The following is a 15,775-nucleotide window of genomic DNA, read 5'->3' as shown; positions in this document are numbered from 1 at the left end:
GTGTACGGGAGTTCGCTGCCGCTCAGGGCAGCTCGTCCCGGCGGCGGGAGAGGCGCAGGCCCTTGACGACCTGGCCGCGCCACTCGGCGAGGTCGCCCGCGGAGAGGTCGCCGCCGGGCTTGCGCAGGGTGGCCGCGCTCGGCAGGGCGGCGCGTTCGCGGGCGGCGTCGCGGTAGTGCTCCCGGTGCACCACCAGGTCGCTGCGGAGCCGGGGCCTCGGCGGCGGCACCTCGGCGGGGCGGCCCAGGCAGATCCCGAAGAGCGGGGTCACCGACGGGGGCAGGGCGCACAACTCGGCCACCGCCGCCGGGGCGTTGCGCACCGCGCCGACCATGACGGAGCCGAGGCCCACCGAACTCGCGGCCAGCGAGAGGCACATGCCGACCATCGAGGCGTCGATGGTCGCGGAGAGGCTGGCGTCGGCGAGCCGGTCGTCGAGCGGCACCCCGTAGGTCTCGCCCTTGCGGGGCAGTGCCGAGAGGTCGCCGCAGACCAGGACGAAGGCGGCGCACTCGCCGACGAACTCCTTGCGCAGGATGTCCGCCAGCTCCTTTCTGCGGCGCTCCTCGGTCACCACGATCAGGGAGTACGGCTGGAAGTTGAAGGAGGTCGGCGCCCGCAGCGCCGCTTCGAGCACCGCGTCGAGCAGCTCGGGGTCCACCGGCTCGGAGGTGAACTTCCGTACGCTGGACCGCTCGCGCAGCAGGTCCAGGACGCTGGACCGTGCGGGTCCGCCGTCTGCTCCGGGGACGGGCATGGCTGAGGCTCCCTCTGACTGGGCTGCGGGCATGCTGAGTTGGGGGGCGGGGGGTGTCGATGCCGCCTGGGACGAGGCCTGTTGCCCTATGGCCTGGTGGTGGCAGGCGGGGGCGGCATACGGTGCCGCCGGGACGGGCGGTCCGCGAGCTGAAGGCGCGGACCGCCCGCCTCCTCGGGCCGTTCAGGGCACCGCCGGGAGGGTCTCACCCGGTGGTGCTCCGGGCCGAAGTCGCCTTGGTTCAGGCGTTGTTGCCGGTGAACTTCACCACGATGGTGCCGGGGCCGCTGGTGCGGCGGCCGGTGCCGGTGGTGACGGCGGCGGCCGGAGCCGCGGCGGTCCCGGTGGAACCGGTGAACTTGACCACGATGGTGCCGGGGCCTGCGCTGCGACGCTTCTGCATGGTGTTCTCCTCATTCCTTGGGCGGTCCGGCGGGAATCGCCGGTTCTTCGACAGCAGCGCTCCGCCTCGGCCCGGGCCGGGGCAGGCGCTCCCACTGGTCAGCCCGCGCCCCGCAGGGCGAGGTCACCAGCGAGTTCTGGGGGGACGACGAGGTGCACGATGCCGTCCCGGTGCAGGGCGGCGACCTCCTCGTACAGCTCGGCATGGCCGAACTGGGGGAGCCTGCCCGCGAGTTCGCCGACGGTCAGCAGCTCTTCGCCGATCGCCTCGACCAGCGGCTCCGCACCGAGGTCGAAGACCTGGCAGCGCTTGTGCTCCTGCCAGCTGCGCTGGACCAGGACCCGGCGCGGGGTGGGCGTGGTGACCAGCTGCACGGTGTCCGACTCGTCGAGCAGCGGCAGCACGTCGTAGCGCATGCTCAGCACGGCGTACGGGCGGCGCAGGCGCACCGCGTAGTTGGCGCGCACCGCCTCGGCCCCGGGCAGGTCGGCGTGGTCGGGGGCCGCGGCCTTCGGGGACTCCGCGACGGTGGTGATGTAGGCGCAGAGGCGGACCAGGTCAAGCAGGTACGGCGGCAGTTGCTCGCGGATGATGAAGTCCGAGACATAGGCCTCGAAGCGCCGGATCTCGCGGCGCCGCTGCCACCAGCCGTGCCGGTGCTCGTCGTCGAAGCGGCGGTAGAGGGCGGAGACGTCGGTGTGCGGGGCGAGGTGCTCGAAGAGCAGGGCGAAGACCGAGCTGAGCCGGTCGAAGCGCTCCCGCAGCACCGTCTCGGCGACCTTGCTGAGGTCGTCCAGGTCGATCGTGGTGATCAGCTGCCGCTCCTCGGCGGTGAGGGCGCGGGGGCCGAGGACCGCGTCGAGCCCGCCCTCCTCGCGGCAGCGCTCGCGCACCCCGCGGTCGCGCACGTACTCGGCGAGGAAGACCTGCACATCGCGCAGTGCCATTAGCGCACCTCCACCTTCGTGTCCTCGCCGAGGAGTTCGCGCGCCCACTCCAGGGCGTCCCGCAGCTCCTCCGGGGTGGCGTGCGAGGGGGTGCCGGCGTCCTCGATCTCGAAGACCACCGAGACCGGCTTGAAGGAGGGCTCCTTGAAGAGCTGCACCAGCGTCTCGTTGGCCCAGCGCTGCTCGGCGCGGCGCCAGTCGAGGCCGAGGTCCGGGTCGTTCAGCTGGGCGGCGTTGCCCAGCGGCAGGTGCACCTGCCAGACGTACTCCAGCGGGATCGCGGCGATCTCGCGCTCGCGGTCCATCGGGACGAAGCGCTCGGCGATGATGAAGTTCGACAGGCTGAGCAGGATGCCGACATCGGCGCCGACCGCGATGTCGCGCACCTGCTCGCAGATGGAGCGCGGGCCGATCCGGTTGTAGACCTGGGACTGGTTCTCGATGGTGAGCGCGCAGCCCGCCTGCTCCTTGACCTCGCGCAGATTGCGGATGAAGGTCTCGGTCTGCTCGTCGGTGCCGAAGGGCTGCAGAAAGGTCCCCGAATACTGCTCGGTGGTGCCCATCATGCCCACGTGCTCGCCGATGTACTGGCAGTTGGCGGCCTCGACCATCCGCTGGAGCTTGGCGACGGTGGCCGCGTCGGGGCGGTCGACGCTGCCGATCATGTACTCGTAGCAGTGCAGCGTGGAGGGCGGGTTCCCGAGCCCGGCGTTGACCTCGGCGACGTACTCCACATCGGAGCCGAAGTGGGTGGCGAGGTATTCGACGAAATCGATACGTCCGCCGCAGGCGACGAGCTCTTGGTACAGCCGGGCGAATTCCGGGGAGCAGTGGTAGAGGAAGCCCGCGCCGATGGTCGGCGGCTTGAGGTGCGGGGGTGCCGGGTGCTCGCTGGTTGTCGTCATGCGTTTCCTTCCGCTGCCGCTTCTCTCGTCAGGCCAGTGCGTCGGCGACGCGTTGCAGGCAGAGTTCGTTTCCCGGTCCCATCAGCGCGGTGGCCTGCGCGTCCCGCAGATGGCGTTCCAGTGCGAAATCGGCGAGGAATCCGCGGGAACCCGCGACATGCAGGAGTTCCCGGGTGACCTGTTCCGCGGTGCCGGTCGCCGAGGCCTTCAGCTGGCTGGCCGCCAGATGCGCCTGCTCGGGAAAGCGCGCCGCCCGGTTCAGGAGGTGCCCGGCGTAGGCGTAGGCGGCGTCCAGGGCGAGGGTGCTCCGGGCGAGTTGCAGGGTCTTGGCCTGGGAGAGCGGCTTGGCCTCCGGTTCGTGTTCCGTTCGCGGCGGGAGCGCGGACCGGGTGACGGTGCCGAGCGCGGCCGAGGCGATGCCGAGGGCGAGCAGCCCGGGGTTGAGCGGGGTCTCGTGGTTGGCCCGCATCAGCGCCGGGGCGCTGCCGATCCCGCCGAGCACCGCCGACTCCGCCACCTCGGCCTCGCGCAGCACCACGGTGCCGGTGCTGGTGCCGCGCAGGCCGAGCATCCGGTAGACCTCGTCCCGGGCGACCCCGGGCGCGTCGGCGGGCACCCGTACGAAGGTGGGCCCCTGGCCCTGCTCGGTGCGGGCGTCGGCGAGGACGTCGATCACCCCGGCCGTGCCGAGACCGGTGCAGTAGGTCTTGGTGCCGGTCACGGTGAACCGGCCGGCCCGCTCGGTGAGCCGGGTGCGTACATCGGTCTTGGTCCGCGCGCCCGGTTCGGTCCAGGCGCTCGCGGCGAGCAGTTCCCCGCTGGCCATCGGCGGCAGCTGCCGCTCGCGCACCTCGGCCGGGGCGTGCCCGAGGGTCCGGTGCACCACCTGGTAGTGGAACATCAGGATCGCCGCGGTCGAGGCGCAGGACCGCGCGGTCCGCTCCACCACCAGGGCGGCCAGCGCGTTCCCGAAGCCGAGCCCGCCCTGCTCACGCGGGATCTGCACCCCGAAGGCGCCGATCTCCGCGAGGGCCTTGAGCGCCGCGAACGGAGGTTCCCCTTCCTCGTCCACCGCGGCCGCGGCCGGGGCCACCGCCGCCGCGCAGACCTCCTCCAGGGAGGCCAGCCAGAAGGCCGCCCCCTCGGGGGACAGGTCGAGGCAGGTGCGGACCCATTCGGCCTGGCTTGCGGGGAAATGCGTTTCGGGCATGCGGTAGAGCCCTTTCGCAGGTGGGGGGAGGAGGCGAATTTCCGGACTGGCCGGGGCGGGACCCACTGTCCGGGCCCGTCCAAAAGGGCCGCGGCGGCGGCGCGGAATAATTTCTCCGCCTGCCTATTCGTGCACTCTCACTGCGTTTTCCGTATGGCACCGAAGCTAAATGCGCCGCTCCGGACGGTCAACCGCCCCTTACGGTGCGTGCCCGCATGCCCCGGGGGCGGAAAACGGAAATGGCGCACTATTCCGTGTGTAATGCTGCGAGAGGTGAGGGTCTGCGTCCGCTTTAAAACGTGACCAGGGCCACACTCGCTCACAACGCGTAGTGACGGTTCCCCGATTGCACGGTTTTTGTCTGCCTTTTAATTACTACTCGATGCGGGCTTCCCGGTGTGGTTTTCGCGCGGCCCCGCCGATTTCCGCGGCCCCGAGTCGGGCCTGCTGTGACCTGCGTGGACGGACGGCTTCCGGATCGGGTACGCGCCCCGCCCGTACCGGGGTCGCCCGGCCCGCTGCCCGCATCGGCGGATCGGGAGCCCGAGTGGCGCCCGCTCCGCCCGAGGGACGCCGGGAGGGCGCTCAGGGCGATGCCGGGGAGAGCCGGACCGCCCGCTCCTCAGCCCGCCGGGAAGCGCCACCGGGTCTGGCTGAAGGTCTCGCCCTTGCCGAAGCCGAACGCGGTCCGCGGGGCGACGGCGTAGACCTCGGCCATGCCGTGCAGCGCCTGGAAGCCGCCGTCCTCGTGGACCTCGAAGTGCCAGACGGGGCCGTACTTCTCCTCCCAGGCCCGGGCGAGCGCGCGCAGCCGCCCGGGCTCGCGCACCCGTACCGCGGTGCCCTCGATCACCACGTCGTAGCCCTCGGCCCAGGTGTTGGTGCCGGTGGTCAGCACCACCTCGGGGTTGGCGGCGAGATTGTGCGCCTTGCGCTCCTCCACGCCGGTGCTGAAGTGCAGGGCGCCCTCGTACCAGACGGCGATCAGCGGGGTGACGTGCGGGCGTCCGTCCGGGCGCACCGTGGACAGCCAGAACAGCTCCGCCCGCGCCACCCGCTCCCTCGCCGCGGACCAGTCGGCCGCGCGGGCGCCGGGACTGCTGTACCGGGGGTCGATGCTGCCCTCGGGGCTCTCGGCTTCCATGCCGGACATACGGTGCTCCCTGCTCTTCCGCTTCCGTGCGCGGGTGACGCGGCGGACCTGCCGGGCGCCATGCTGCCTCTCCAGGGGTGACCGCGCGCGGCGGCGGAACTCATCGGTGCCGGGCCGCTCCCGCCGCCCGGACCCGTCCGGACGAAAGGCTCTAAGCTCACCGGAGGAAGAACCGCCTGGACAGGAGGCCGTGGGATGTCGGTGCCGCAGGGGCGACGGAGCAGTCTGTTCACGCGACTGCTCCGGCACGGGTTCACCGACCCCTCGGCGGCCGAGCGCCTCCTCGCCGGCGAGGCCATGGACGCCGTACGCACCGACCCGGTGATGCTGGACGCCCTCGGCCAGGCCGCCGACCCCGACCTCGCGCTGCTCGGCCTCGTCCGCCTCGTCGAGGCGCAGCCCGAGGACACCGCGCGCCGGGAACTCCTCGACACCCTGATCGCCGCGAAGCCGCTGCGGGACCGGCTGCTCGGGGTGCTCGGCTCCTCCGAGGCGCTCGCCGACCACCTCGCCCGCCACCCGGGCGACTGGCAGGCCCTGGTCACCTACGAGCCGCAGGATCTCCACCCGGGGGTGGAGGAGTTCGAGCGCGGGCTCGCCGAGGCCCGCGACCCGGTCGCGCTGCGCGTCGCCTACCGGCGCTGCCTGCTCTCCATCGCCGCCCGCGACGTCTGCGGCACCACCCAGGTCGACCAGACCGCCGCCGAACTCGCCGACCTGGCCACCGCCACCCTGCGCGCGGCCCTCGCGATGGCGTGCCAGGCCGCCCCCGAGGACGACCGGCTCTGCCGGCTCGCGGTCGTCGCGATGGGCAAGTGCGGCGGCCACGAACTGAACTACGTCTCCGACGTGGACGTCATCTTCGTCGGCGAGCCCCGGGAGGGCGCCGACGAGGGCAAGGCCGTGCAGGCCGCCACCCGGCTCGCCTCGCATCTGATGCGGATCTGCTCCGAGACCACCGTCGAGGGCAGCATCTGGCCGGTCGACGCCAACCTGCGCCCCGAGGGCCGCAACGGCCCCCTGGTCCGCACCCTCAGCAGCCACCTCGCCTACTACCAGCGCTGGGCCAAGACCTGGGAGTTCCAGGCCCTGTTGAAGGCCCGCCCGGTCGCCGGGGACGCGGAGCTGGGCGCGGAGTACGTCGAGACCCTCGCCCCGCTGGTCTGGGGGGCCGCCGAGCGCGAGAACTTCGTCCCCGACGTGCAGAAGATGCGCCGCCGGGTCGTCGACAACATCCCCGCCGCCGAACTCGACCGCGAACTCAAGCTCGGCCCCGGCGGGCTGCGGGACGTCGAATTCGCCGTCCAGCTCCTGCAGTTGGTGCACGGCCGCTCGGACCGCTCGCTGCGCAGCGGCACCACCCTCGACGCGCTGCGGGCACTCGCCGCCGGGGGGTACGTGGGCCGGGTCGACGCCACCCAGCTCGACGACGCCTACCGCTTCCTGCGCACCCTCGAACACCGCATCCAGCTCTACAAGTTGCGGCGCACCCACCTGCTGCCCGAGGACGACGCCGACCTGCGCCGCATCGGGCGCTCCCTCGGCCTGCGCCGGGAGCCGATCACCGAGCTGAACCGCGCCTGGCGCCGCCACAACTCCGTGGTGCGCCGACTGCACGAGAAGCTCTTCTACCAGCCGCTGCTCGACGCCGTCGCCCAACTCGCGCCCACCGAGGCCCGGTTGAGCGCGGAGGCGGCCCGCGAACGCCTGGTCGCCCTCGGCTACGCCGACCCCGCCTCCGCCCTGCGCCACCTGGAGGCGCTCGCCTCCGGCGTCAGCCGCAAGGCCGCCATCCAGCGCACCCTGCTGCCGGTGCTGCTCGGCTGGTTCGCCGACTCCGCCGACCCGGACGCGGGCCTCCTCGGCTTCCGCAAGGTCTCCGACGCCCTCGGCCAGACCCCCTGGTACCTGCGGCTGCTGCGCGACGAGGGCACCGTGGCCGAGAACCTCGCCCGGGTGCTCTCCGCCGGGCGGCTCGCCCCCGACCTGCTGATGCGCGCCCCCGAGGCGGTCAACCTGCTCGGTACCGAGGCCCTCGACCCCCGCGAGCACGGCGCCCTCGAACAGGAGGTCCTCGCCGCCGTCTCCCGCGCCGCGAACGGCGAGCAGGCGGTCGCCGCCGCCCGGGCCGTGCGCCGCCGCGAACTCTTCCGCACCACCGCCGCCGACATCGTCGCCTCCTACCGCACCGAGGAGAGCCCCGCCGAGCTCGACCCCGGCGCCCTGATGGACCGGACCGGCGGCGCGGTCAGCGACATCACCGCCGCCACCCTCGCCGGGACCCTGCGCGCCGTGGTCCGCGAGGGCTGGGGCGACACCCTGCCCACCCGTTTCGCCGTCATCGGCATGGGCCGCTTCGGCGGCCACGAGCTGGGCTACGGCTCCGACGCGGACGTGCTCTTCGTGCACGAGCCCCGCGAGGGCGTGGACGATCACGAGGCCGCGCAGGCCGCGAACCAGGTCGTCGCCGAGATGCGCAGGCTGCTCCAGCTGCCCAGCTCCGACCCGCCGCTCCTGATCGACGCCGACCTGCGCCCGGAGGGCCGCTCCGGTCCCCTGGTGCGCACCCTCGCCTCCTACGCGGCCTACTACCGGCGCTGGTCCCTCGTCTGGGAGGCGCAGGCACTGCTGCGCGCCGAGCCGGTCGCGGGCGACCCGGAGCTGGCCGCCGGGTTCGTCGAGCTGATCGACCCGCTGCGGTACCCGGTCGAGGGGCTCGGCGACGACGCGGTACGCGAGATCCGGCGGCTCAAGGCCCGGATGGAGTCCGAGCGGATGCCGCGCGGCTCCGATCCGACCCTGCACACCAAGCTCGGCCGGGGCGGGCTCTCCGACGTCGAGTGGACCGTGCAGCTGCTCCAGCTCCAGCACGCCTGGGAGGAACCGGGGCTGCGCACCACCCGTACCCGCGAGGCGCTGGCCGCCGCGCACGCCGCCGGGCTCCTCGCGACCGAGGAGGCGCAGATCCTCGACGAGGCCTGGGTGCTCGCCGCCCGGGTGCGCAACGCCGTGATGCTGGTCCGCGGCCGGGCCGGCGACACCTTCCCCTCCGACAGCCGGGAGCTGGCCGCGGTCGGCCGCTACTTCGGCTACGGCCCCGGGCATGTCGGCGACCTCCTGGAGGACTACCGCCGGATCACCCGCCGGGCCCGCGCGGTGGTGGAGGAGCGGTTCTACGGGGCCTGAGGCGGCCCGCCGGTCGGCGGCGGCGCGGCCGAGCGCTCCGGCGCAGGCGGCGGGGCCGGCCCCTCGGGCGGTGCCGGGCGCCCGGTCCAGTCCTCGGGCACATGGCGCCGGACGGGCTCCACCGTGCCGCTCGTCCGCCGGGTGGAGGCTCCCCGGGGGTGCCGGGCGGAGGCGCCCTGCTGCGGGGTGGAGGCCGACGCCGCCACGGCTCCCGGGACCGGTGCGGCCCGCGTTCTCGCCCGGCCCCGCTCCACCTGCCGCGGCAGGGCGTAGGGCAGCGACCCGTACCAGAGGCGGGCCACGGCGAAGCCGAAGGCGAGGCAGAGGACGCCGCCGACCGCGTCCAGCCAGAAGTGGTTGGCGGTGGCCACGATGACGATCAGGGTGGCCACCGGGTAGAGCAGCCCGAGGATCCTCGCCCACGGCGCCCTGGCCAGCGCGAAGATCGTCAGCCCGCACCAGAGCGACCAGCCGATGTGCATGGAGGGCATCGCCGCGTACTGGTTGGAGACCGTCTTCAGATCGCCGGAGGCCATCGAACCCCAGGTGTCGTGCACGAGGACGGTGTCGACGAAGCCCTCGCCGGGGAGCAGCCGGGGCGGGGCGAGCGGATACACGTAGTAACCGACCAGGGCCACGGCGGTGGTGAAGAACAGGACCAGGCGGGTGGCGGCGTAGCGGCCCGGATGGCGCCGGTAGAGCCAGACGAGGACACCGAGCGTGACCACGAAATGCAAGGTCGCGTAGTAGTAGTTCATGCCCACGACCAGCCAGGTCACCGAGTCCGCGGCCCGGTTCGCGGCGTGCTCGAAGCCGGTGCCGAGGCCCTGTTCCAGGCGCCACAGCCAGTCGGCGTTGGCCAGCGCCCGGCCCCGCCGCTCGGGTACCGCGTTGCGGATGAAGGAATACGTCCAGTAACTGACGCCGATCAGCAGGACCTCGAACCAGAGCCGGGGGGTGCGCGGGGCACGGGCCCGGCGCAGCAGGCCGGGCAGCTCGGCGCGGCCTCTCCCGGCGCGGCCCGAGGGCTCCGCGGGGGGTGAAGCAGAGGCGCCGCGGCGGCCTTCCAGTGTGTCCACACTCCTCACACCCACGGGACAAAGTCTGCCAGAAACCCCAGCAGGGGACGATCATCCCTTGGTCGGGTTTGCGGGGCATCCGCTGCACCCCGGGGACGAGCCGGATCCCGCCGCCCGGGCACGGCCGCGCCCCGCGCCCGCCGCCGGGGTGCCGGGCGCCGGGCGGGCGTCCGGTGGTGCCGACGTGGCGGGCGCGGCATGCTGGGGCCTGAGAGCCGGTCCGCCCCGCCCCGGCGCGGCGGCTGAGAAGAGTCCGGCCCGGCGCCCGCATCGCCTTGTTGCCCGCCCTTACGTACTCAAGGACGTCATGAGCAAGCATTCAGCCGACCGGTCGCAGTCCGCCACGAACAGCACGCTCCGCCACGGCTGGTGGCGGGACGCGGTGATCTACCAGATCTATCCGCGCAGTTTCGCCGACAGCAACGCCGACGGCATGGGCGACCTCGAAGGCATCCGCGCCCGCCTCGGCTATCTGCGCGATCTCGGGGTGGACGCCGTGTGGCTGAGCCCCTTCTACGCCTCCCCGCAGGCCGACGCCGGATACGACGTCGCCGACTACCGCACCGTCGACCCGATGTTCGGCAGCCTGCGGGACGCCGACGCCCTGGTGCGCCGCTCCCACGAACTGGGCCTGCGGGTCATCGTCGACCTGGTGCCCAACCACTCCTCCGACAAGCACGACTGGTTCCGCCGCGCCCTGGAGGAGGGGCCCGGATCCCCGATGCGGGAGCGCTACTGGTTCCGCGACGGCCGCGGCCGCGACGGTGAACTCCCGCCCAACGACTGGGAGTCCGTCTTCGGCGGCTCCGCCTGGAGCCGGGTGCCCGACGGGCAGTGGTATCTGCACCTCTTCGCCGCCGAGCAGCCCGACTTCAACTGGGAACACCCCGCCGTGGCCGACGAGTTCCGCACCGTGCTGCGGTTCTGGCTGGACATCGGCGTGGACGGCTTCCGGGTCGATGTCGCGCACGGGCTCGTCAAGGCGCACGGACTGCCCGACGTGGGCAGCACGGACCAGGTGTCGATGCTCGGCAACAAGCCGATGCCCTTCTTCGACCAGGAGGGCGTGCACGAGATCTACCGGGGCTGGCGCCGGATCCTGGAGGAGTACTCGGGGGACCGCGTCCTGGTCGCCGAGGCCTGGACGCCCTCCCTGGAGAGGACCGCCCTGTACGTGCGGCCCGACGAGATGCACCAGGCCTTCAACTTCCAGTATCTGACGACCTATTGGGACGCCGCCGAACTGCGCGAGATCATCGACCTCTCGCTCGGCTCGATGCGCCCGGTCGGGGCCACCACCACCTGGGTGCTCTCCAACCACGACGTCACCCGGCACACCACCCGCTACGCCAACCCCCCGGGCCTCGGCGTGCAGTTGAGGACCGCCGGCGAGGTGGAGCTGGGTTTCCGGCGGGCCCGCGCCGCCTCGCTCCTGATGCTGGCGCTGCCCGGCTCGGCGTACGTCTACCAGGGCGAGGAGCTGGGGCTTCCCGATGTGGTGGACCTGCCCGACGAGGCCCGCCAGGACCCCTCCTTCTTCCGGGCGGACGGGCAGGAGGGCTTCCGCGACGGCTGCCGGGTCCCGCTGCCCTGGACGGTGGACGGGCCCTCGTACGGATTCGGGGCCGGGGCGGGCTGGCTGCCGCAGCCCTCGGACTGGGGGAAGTTCAGCGTCCAGGCGCAGCTCGGCGCGCCCGGCTCGACCCTGGAGCTGTACCGGACGGCCCTCAGGATCCGCAAGGAGCACCCGGCGCTCGGCGCGGGCGACTCCGTGCAGTGGCTGGAGTCGCCCGCGGGCGTGCTGGCCTTCCGCCGTCTCGCCGGACCGCGGGAGGCCTTCGTCTGCACGGCCAACACCACCGGCGCGCCGGTACGGGTGCCCGCCGAGGGCGAGGTGCTGCTGACCAGTGACGGCAGCGGGATCGACGTCGCGGACGGCCTCGCCGAGATCCCCGCCGACGTCACGGTGTGGTGGACCCAGCGCTGAGGTTTCCCGGCTGAACTCCCGCCGGAATCAGCTCACTTGAGGGGAGCGAGGCTGCTGCCGTCGGCGAGCCGGCCGGTGATCTTCGCACGCGCCCCCTGGCTCGCGGGCAGCGCGAGGAGGTTGCCGGCGCCGCGGCCCGTGACCCCGCCCGCCGCGCGCACCGAGGTGACGTCCGCGCTGCCCGCGGCGAGCAGGTACCAGTTGCCCGCCTCGGACTTCCAGAGCACCCCGGCGAGCACCCGCGGCCGGCGCGGACCGCAGGCCGCCGTGTCCTCGGCCTTCGCGGTCACCGCCACCGACTCCCGGCCCGGCGCCCAGAACTGCGCGAAGGTCCGGCTGCCCGTCCCGCGCCAGGTCTCGGCCCGGGCGCACAGCCAGCGCGCGGTGCCCCCGGCCTCGGGCAGCTCCTGGGCCGCGTACCGCCAGGAGTTGACCGTCCGCACCCCGTGCGAGCGCGCCTCGGTGAGGGAACAGGCCCCGGCCGCCCAGGAGTCGAGCGCCTCCGGGTCGTCGTCGGCCGTCGCCGGGCCGCCGGGCGGGCCGTAGGTCAGCCGGGCGGGGGTCAGTTCGCCGAGGTCGGTGAGGAGGCGGTCCGCACCGGCCGCCCGGTCGCGCACCTGGAGGGCGTTCCAGGAGCCGCAGTCGCGGGTGGCCGCGCCCTGCGGCACCGGATCGGTGACTCCCTGGCCCGAGCGGGGCAGGGCGGTGGGCGCGGCCTGCGGGGTGCGCAGGTCGCGTACCCGTACCCGGTCCGCCCAAGGCGCCGTCAGATAGCGGACGTTGCCGTCGGACCTGCCCGCCACCACGGCCAGTGCCGTCCCGCCCTCGGCCCCGCCCACGGCCGCGAAGTCGAGCGCCGCGCCGCCGCTGCCGTCCGCCGGTTCCGCGTACCGCACGATGCGCAGCCCGTCGTGGAAGAGGACCACCCGGGCGCCGTCCACCTCGGCGGCGAACAGGAGCCGGGGCGGTCCGGGCGGCGCCCCCGAGGGCGTGCCCGGGGTCGCGGAGACCCGCACGGAATCGCCGGGCCGCGCCCAGACGGCCAGCGCCCGGCGCAACAGCCCCTGGTCCGCGCGGAGTCCACCGCGCGCCGGCCACACCGAGAAGTCCTCGCGGGAGGAGGTGCGCCAGGCCCCGGGGGCGGCCCGCAGCAGCCGCGCCGGGTCGAGCGCGGCCTCGGCCGCCGGGTTCTTCGCGTACGGGGGCGCGGCGGGCCCGTCCGGGCCCCAGCCCTCGCCGGGCAGGCCGAGCAGCGCCCCGCAGGCGAGCAGGGCCGCCGCCCCCGCGAGCACCGCCTTGAGGTGCTGCCTGCGCCGCAGTACGTCGGTGGGCCTGGCCTGGAGCGAGCAGGGGTCGAAGCCGGGGGAGCCGAGCACGGCGGCGGCGCCCCGGACGCCCGGCACGGTCACCCGGGCGGCCTCGGCGAGGGCCCGGCCCGGCTCCTCGGCCCCCGCGGCGGCGAGCAGCCCGGCGGCCTCGGCCTCGCTCAGCTCCTCCAGGCCGCGCAGCGCGAAGGCGGCCCGGGCGGGCCCGGAGAGCTGGGCGAGCTGCTGGTCGAGGGCGATCTCCTCGGGCCCGCCGGAGCGCGGGAAGAGCCGCAGCCCCCACACCAGAGGCAGGGTCCTGAGCTGCCGGGGCGGGGCCAGGCGGCGGCGCGGGGCGGCGGCCCGCAGCGCGGTGCGCAGCACCCGGAGCCGGACGAAGGCGTAGCCGGGGTCGGCGCCCTTGGGGCCGCGCTGGTCCGGCACCCGGTCCTGCCGGGCGGCACCCTCGCGCCCCCGGCCACGCGGCAGCGCCCGCTGGGCGAGCCCGTGCGCGAGCAGCACCCGGCGGCCCCGGCCGAGGCCCGGCGGCAGCACCAGATAGGCCAGCCGCACCAGCCGCGGATAGTGCTCGACGAGGGCGGCCTGCGCCTGCTCGACGTCGACCGGCTGGCCGACCGCGGCTGCTTCCTGGCGGGGGGCGACATCCTGTGACTGCACGTTCAGCAGAACGAGCGAATACCGCGCGGGTCACCTTGTCGCTTTCCGTCACGAAAGGTGACAGCAAGTCAACTCCATTGCCGGGCAGGCCAGTTGACGAGCCGCTCAGCGCTCCTGGTCCAGGAAGGCGAGGACGGCGAGCACCCGGCGGTTGTCGTCGTCGGAGACCGGCAGGTCCAGCTTCTGGAAGATGTTGGAGGTGTGCTTGGCGATGGCGCGCTCGGTGACCACCAGCTTCTGTGCGATCGCCGCGTTGGAGCGGCCCTCCGCCATGAGTTCGAGGACCTCGCGCTCGCGGGGGGTGAGCGCCTCCAGCGGCCGCTGGGCCGAACTCCGGGAGAGGAGCTGCGAGATGACCTGCGGGTCCATCGCGGTGCCGCCGTCCGCGACCCGGCGTACCGCGTCGATGAACTGCTCGGCGTCGAAGACCCGGTCCTTGAGCAGGTAGCCCACGCCGCCGTTGCCGTCCGCGAGCAGTTCGCGCGCGTAGAGCTGCTCCACGTGCTGGGACAGGACGAGCACCGGCAGCCCGGGCCGGGCGCGGCGGGCGGCGAGGGCGCACTGCAGGCCCTCGTCGGTGTGCGAGGGCGGCAGCCGTACGTCGACCACGGCCACGTCCGGCTTCAACTCGGCGAGCGCCCGCGTCAGTTCGGGTCCGGACTCGACGGCCGCCGCCACCTCGAAGCCGAAGGCCTCCAGCATCCGCACCAGACCGTCCCGCAGCAGGAAGAGGTCTTCGGCTAGGACAACGCGCACGGGATCTCCATCGTCACCATGGTCGGACCGCCCGCGGGGGAGCTGACGGCGAGTACGCCGTCGAATGTACCGAGCCGCCGCTCCACTCCGCTGAGCCCGCTGCCCGCGCCGACGACCGCCCCGCCGCCGCCGTTGTCGGTGACCGACATCCGCAGGGCGCCCCCCTCGTGGTGGAGGTCGACCCAGATCCGCTCGGCCCCGGCGTGCTTGACCGCGTTGGTGAGGACCTCGCTGAGCGCGAAGTAGGCGGCGGACTCGACCGGTTCGGGGGCGCGGCCCGGCAGCTGCACGTGCACCTCGCTCGGCACCGGGAGGCGCAGCGCCAGGGCGCGGACCGCGTCGCCGAGTCCGCGTTCGGCGAGCACCGGGGGGTGGATGCCGCGTACCAGGTCGCGCAGTTCGGTGAGGGCCTCGGCGGAGGACTGCCGGGCCTGCAGGAGGAGTTGCTTGGCCTTCGCCGGGTCGTGGTCCATCAGCGCCGTGATGGTGCCGAGGTCCATGCCGACGGCGACCAGCCTGGCCTGTGCCCCGTCGTGCAAGTCCCGCTCGATACGGCGCAGTTCGGCGGCGGAGGTGTCCACCGCGTCCCGCCGGGTCTCGGTGAGCACCCGTACCCGCTCGCTCAACTCGCCCTTGCCGGGGGCGAGTACCGCGCCGGTCAGCCGGAAGTGCAGCAGGAGCAGCCGCGGGGAGAGGAAGAGCGCGGCGGTCAGCAGGGCGAGGCCGAGCAGCGCGGCCTCGATCCCCGCTACCTGCCCGTCGATGGGCACGAAGCCGTACCAGTAGCCGGTGCGGGTGCCGTCGGTGAAGGCCCGCCACAGACCCGCACCGAGGGCGAAGCCCTCAAGGGGGTAGACGGCGAGGCCCACCGTGAGGACGGCGGTGAGGAAGCCGACCGTCATGTCGAAGGGCAGCCAGCACAGTTCACGCCAGGTGGCGGGGTCCCGCAGCACCAGGCGGCAGCGCTCCAGCTGCCCGATCACGCCCGGCCGCAGATCCTCGGGGAAGGGCCGGTGGCCCGGCGGGATGCGCACCCCGCACCACTGGGCGGCCCACAGCCGCCGCCAGTTCGCGAAGTGGCGCAGGCCCTGTACCGCCCAGGGCGTGGTGAAGGCGCCGATCCCCAGCGGGATCAAGGCGAGCGAGAGCACGCAGGCCACGAGGAGCACGATCGAGCCGCCGAGGGAGACCACCGAGAGGACCAGACCCCGCAGCGCGGCGACCCCCGTCTCCCTCAGCCGGTACGCCAGTTTCATCCCGCTGCTCCGTCCACTCGCCCCGCACCGCGGCGGTCCGTCCCGTACCCGCGCCGGGCCGCTGCCCGCCGCATCCCGTCACCGGGACAGGAACAGTCTCGCTGGCCAGGAGCGGGTGCGCACGGGCCGTGGCCACCGCCTCGGGGGTGGTGCT

Annotated in this window: 11 protein-coding genes and 1 pseudogene; 2 read left to right on the top strand and 10 right to left on the bottom strand. The window is 73.8% G+C overall.

The annotated features are described in order from the left end of the window. Positions 1–22: 22 nt before the first annotated feature. The 6 genes from HFV08_RS17140 to HFV08_RS17115 form a co-directional block, all read right to left on the bottom strand. Positions 23–757 (bottom strand): nitroreductase family protein, encoded by a 735-nt coding sequence (locus tag HFV08_RS17140; RefSeq protein WP_168540459.1) that lies wholly within the window; start codon positions 755–757, stop codon positions 23–25. A gap of 241 nt (positions 758–998) precedes the next feature. Next, the gene (locus HFV08_RS17135; protein WP_159393030.1) at positions 999–1,160 is read right to left on the bottom strand and encodes a hypothetical protein; all 162 of its coding nucleotides are present in this window, start codon (positions 1,158–1,160) and stop codon (positions 999–1,001) included. 98 nt (positions 1,161–1,258) lie between these two features. After that, the gene (locus HFV08_RS17130) at positions 1,259–2,107 is read right to left on the bottom strand and encodes a hypothetical protein (protein WP_168540457.1); all 849 of its coding nucleotides are present in this window, start codon (positions 2,105–2,107) and stop codon (positions 1,259–1,261) included. Beyond that, positions 2,107–3,012: a multinuclear nonheme iron-dependent oxidase gene (locus HFV08_RS17125; RefSeq protein WP_168540455.1), complete on the bottom strand. Its 906-nt coding sequence runs from the start codon at positions 3,010–3,012 to the stop codon at positions 2,107–2,109. Before HFV08_RS17125 ends, HFV08_RS17130 begins: the two co-directional genes overlap by 1 nt. Positions 3,013–3,040: 28 nt before the next feature. Then, on the bottom strand, positions 3,041–4,222 hold the full coding sequence (locus tag HFV08_RS17120) for an acyl-CoA dehydrogenase family protein (protein WP_168540453.1): 1,182 nt from the start codon (positions 4,220–4,222) through the stop codon (positions 3,041–3,043). 622 nt (positions 4,223–4,844) lie between these two features. Then, positions 4,845–5,366, bottom strand: coding sequence for a pyridoxamine 5'-phosphate oxidase family protein (locus HFV08_RS17115; protein ID WP_168540804.1), 522 nt, complete (start codon positions 5,364–5,366; stop codon positions 4,845–4,847). A gap of 204 nt (positions 5,367–5,570) precedes the next feature. Here HFV08_RS17115 and HFV08_RS17110 point away from each other — a divergent pair, with 204 nt between their 5' ends. Continuing rightward, positions 5,571–8,561: a bifunctional [glutamine synthetase] adenylyltransferase/[glutamine synthetase]-adenylyl-L-tyrosine phosphorylase gene (locus HFV08_RS17110; RefSeq protein ID WP_168540451.1), complete on the top strand. Its 2,991-nt coding sequence runs from the start codon at positions 5,571–5,573 to the stop codon at positions 8,559–8,561. A 233-nt stretch (positions 8,562–8,794) separates the two neighbouring features. Here HFV08_RS17110 and HFV08_RS17105 read toward each other — a convergent pair. Beyond that, positions 8,795–9,655, bottom strand: a pseudogene (locus HFV08_RS17105) (phosphatase PAP2 family protein); the annotation flags it as partial. A 292-nt stretch (positions 9,656–9,947) separates the two neighbouring features. Between HFV08_RS17105 and HFV08_RS17100 the strand changes: the two are divergent. Then, a complete protein-coding gene (locus HFV08_RS17100) occupies positions 9,948–11,627 on the top strand; it encodes a glycoside hydrolase family 13 protein (RefSeq protein WP_168540449.1) in 1,680 nt (559 codons plus the stop codon). Positions 11,628–11,659: 32 nt separating this feature from the next. Here HFV08_RS17100 and HFV08_RS17095 read toward each other — a convergent pair whose 3' ends face one another. The 3 genes from HFV08_RS17095 to HFV08_RS17085 all read right to left on the bottom strand — a co-directional run bounded on the left by HFV08_RS17095 (position 11,660) and on the right by HFV08_RS17085 (position 15,621). Beyond that, on the bottom strand, positions 11,660–13,609 hold the full coding sequence (locus HFV08_RS17095) for a hypothetical protein (RefSeq protein ID WP_168540447.1): 1,950 nt from the start codon (positions 13,607–13,609) through the stop codon (positions 11,660–11,662). 105 nt (positions 13,610–13,714) lie between these two features. Continuing rightward, positions 13,715–14,365: a LuxR C-terminal-related transcriptional regulator gene (locus HFV08_RS17090; RefSeq protein WP_040254197.1), complete on the bottom strand. Its 651-nt coding sequence runs from the start codon at positions 14,363–14,365 to the stop codon at positions 13,715–13,717. Then, positions 14,350–15,621: a sensor histidine kinase gene (locus HFV08_RS17085; protein WP_168540444.1), complete on the bottom strand. Its 1,272-nt coding sequence runs from the start codon at positions 15,619–15,621 to the stop codon at positions 14,350–14,352. Before HFV08_RS17085 ends, HFV08_RS17090 begins: the two co-directional genes overlap by 16 nt. Between the last annotated feature and the right edge of the window lie 154 nt (positions 15,622–15,775).

This window comes from Streptomyces physcomitrii (assembly GCF_012273655.1).
GTDB classification, from domain to species: domain Bacteria; phylum Actinomycetota; class Actinomycetes; order Streptomycetales; family Streptomycetaceae; genus Streptomyces; species Streptomyces physcomitrii.
Note: the sequence above shows the minus strand (reverse complement) of the source record. Positions and strands in the feature narration are given on the sequence as shown.

Bases quoted from the DNA above. Each gene is read 5' to 3' on its own strand.
- HFV08_RS17140 (WP_168540459.1), bottom strand. From the start codon at position 757: ATGCCCGTCCCCGGAGCAGACGGCGGACCCGCACGGTCCAGCGTCCTG.
- HFV08_RS17135 (WP_159393030.1), bottom strand. From the start codon at position 1,160: ATGCAGAAGCGTCGCAGCGCAGGCCCCGGCACCATCGTGGTCAAGTTC.
- HFV08_RS17130 (WP_168540457.1), bottom strand. From the start codon at position 2,107: ATGGCACTGCGCGATGTGCAGGTCTTCCTCGCCGAGTACGTGCGCGAC.
- HFV08_RS17125 (WP_168540455.1), bottom strand. From the start codon at position 3,012: ATGACGACAACCAGCGAGCACCCGGCACCCCCGCACCTCAAGCCGCCG.
- HFV08_RS17120 (WP_168540453.1), bottom strand. From the start codon at position 4,222: ATGCCCGAAACGCATTTCCCCGCAAGCCAGGCCGAATGGGTCCGCACC.
- HFV08_RS17115 (WP_168540804.1), bottom strand. From the start codon at position 5,366: ATGGAAGCCGAGAGCCCCGAGGGCAGCATCGACCCCCGGTACAGCAGT.
- HFV08_RS17110 (WP_168540451.1), top strand. From the start codon at position 5,571: ATGTCGGTGCCGCAGGGGCGACGGAGCAGTCTGTTCACGCGACTGCTC.
- HFV08_RS17100 (WP_168540449.1), top strand. From the start codon at position 9,948: ATGAGCAAGCATTCAGCCGACCGGTCGCAGTCCGCCACGAACAGCACG.
- HFV08_RS17085 (WP_168540444.1), bottom strand. From the start codon at position 15,621: ATGAAACTGGCGTACCGGCTGAGGGAGACGGGGGTCGCCGCGCTGCGG.